Annotated in this window: 1 protein-coding gene; it reads right to left on the bottom strand. The window is 68.4% G+C overall.

Translation table 11 applies throughout. From position 1 onward, the window contains the following. Positions 1–1,420 (bottom strand): pectate lyase family protein (locus tag AC1DU6_RS29850; protein WP_477861647.1); only part of this gene is annotated, 1,420 nt, incomplete at its 3' end. Positions 1,421–1,789 lie beyond the last annotated feature (369 nt).

Below are 1,789 nucleotides of genomic sequence, written 5' to 3'. Positions count from 1 at the left end.
CGGCACCGGCCGCCGCCTGCACGGCACCGCGCGCGGCGTCGGCCGTGCGCAGCGTGTAGGCATACGGCGGCACCMAGTTTTGCGCCACCGGCACGCCCTCGCAGCCCTGTAGCTCGATGTCGACAACGGCGGTCATCGGCTTGCCCAGGTCGTCCTTGTCGCTGATGAAGCGATGACCGCTGCTGCGCATCGAGATCGCGTCCTTGCCGCCGGCCAGCTTGCCGCAGACCTCCTTGGGCTTGAGGCCGGTGAAYTCGTAGAAGTTGTTCTCGTTGATGACGTCGGACTGGTAGCGCGCGTCCAGGCCCGAGCCGAACTTCATGTCGTTGTCGCTCGTCGTCGTGCTGCCGGTGACGAGGTTGTTGTACATGTGCAGCTGGCCGAAGCGCACCAGCGGCAGGCGGCTGTAGGCGTAGTTCCACCAGTTGCCGGTCAGCGTCACGTGCAGGCGGCCGGCGTCGCTCCAGGCGCGGCCGGAGTCGCCGTTGCCGATCAGGCTGTTCTTGTGGTGCTTGCTGAAGACGCTGTTGGAGACGGTCACGTAGTCGCTGCCACGCACCACGTCCAGCGCGCCGTCGTGGCGCGTGTCGCTGGCCAGCGAATCGGGCGTGTCGCCATCGCTGATGGTCACGTGGTCGAGCCAGATCTGCTGGCCGCGCGTGACAGTCAGGCCGTCCATGTAGGCGTTGTCGCTGTCCTCGGGGTTGACGTCCCAGGGCGTGTCGATGGCCAGGTTGCGCAGGATGATGTTGCGCGTCCAGGTCGGGTAGGCCTCCGGGTCCTTGCCCGCCGCGACCCAGGTCTTGAAATCGGCCTCGGGGTCGCCGCCGGGCGCCAGTGCGGCCTCGATGCCGATCAGCAGTTGCGTGCCGGTGATGCGCGCCGGGCGGCCGTTGCTGTCGTTGATACCGACCAACGTCGTGTTGGACGGGATGGAGAAGGAGCCGCCGTTCTTCTGGTCCAGGAAGCCCGTGTATTCCTCGAACACCGTGTTGCCATCGCGCCAGCGGAAATCGATGTGGCCGACGATGCGGATGATCTTGGGCTCGTTCTTCGCCTCGCGCAGAGCCGCCAGCAGCTGCTCCTTGTTGAACACCGTATAGACGCGGTTCGCCGCGGCCGAAGAGCCGCCGGTGACCAGCACCCTGCCCTTGCGCGACCGGTTGTGCCAGCCGGTGTCGGGTGCCGTCTCGCGCTCGAAGGTCAGCTGGCCGCCGGTCGGGTCGACGGTGGCGAACTGCCAGGCCGGCAGCTTGGGCGCCGCGCGATAGTTGCTCGGGTTGTGCAGGCCGCTGATGGTGACCGGCGCCGCGTAGCTGCGCGTGCCGACGTCGAAGAGCAGCGGCGCGGTCGTGTCGGTCAGGTTGACGGCGTCGATGACCGGCGCGGGCGGCGGCGGTACCGGGCGCGGGTCACGCACCGCCAGGGCCTTGGCGGTTGCCGTCTCAGTGCTGGCTGCCGGTGCATCAAGGCGGCTAGCCGAGGCCTGCTCGCTCGACTGCGGCGAGGCGATGCTCGCGGGGTTCTCCTGGCCTCCCCCGCAGGCCAACAGGCCAAGCGAGATGGACGAGGCCAGCAGGCCCAGCTTGGGCCGAGTCCACCGAATCAGGGGACTAGCGCCCCCCGCCGAGTCGAGAAAGGGGGCTGGGGTAGGCGCGGCTTGCAGCACAGGCTGGGAGCCTGGGCTAGAGCCGCAACACCGCCCTGCCCCCTTTCCCGGCTCGGCCCGAAGGGTGAGCGGCAAAACGGCCGCACTCGTCGTTGAAACTGCTCGCCAGGTGTCCAACCT

The sequence above is a fragment of the Roseateles sp. P5_B10 genome (assembly GCF_056400485.1).
This window is presented reverse-complemented; position numbering and strand designations above follow the sequence as displayed.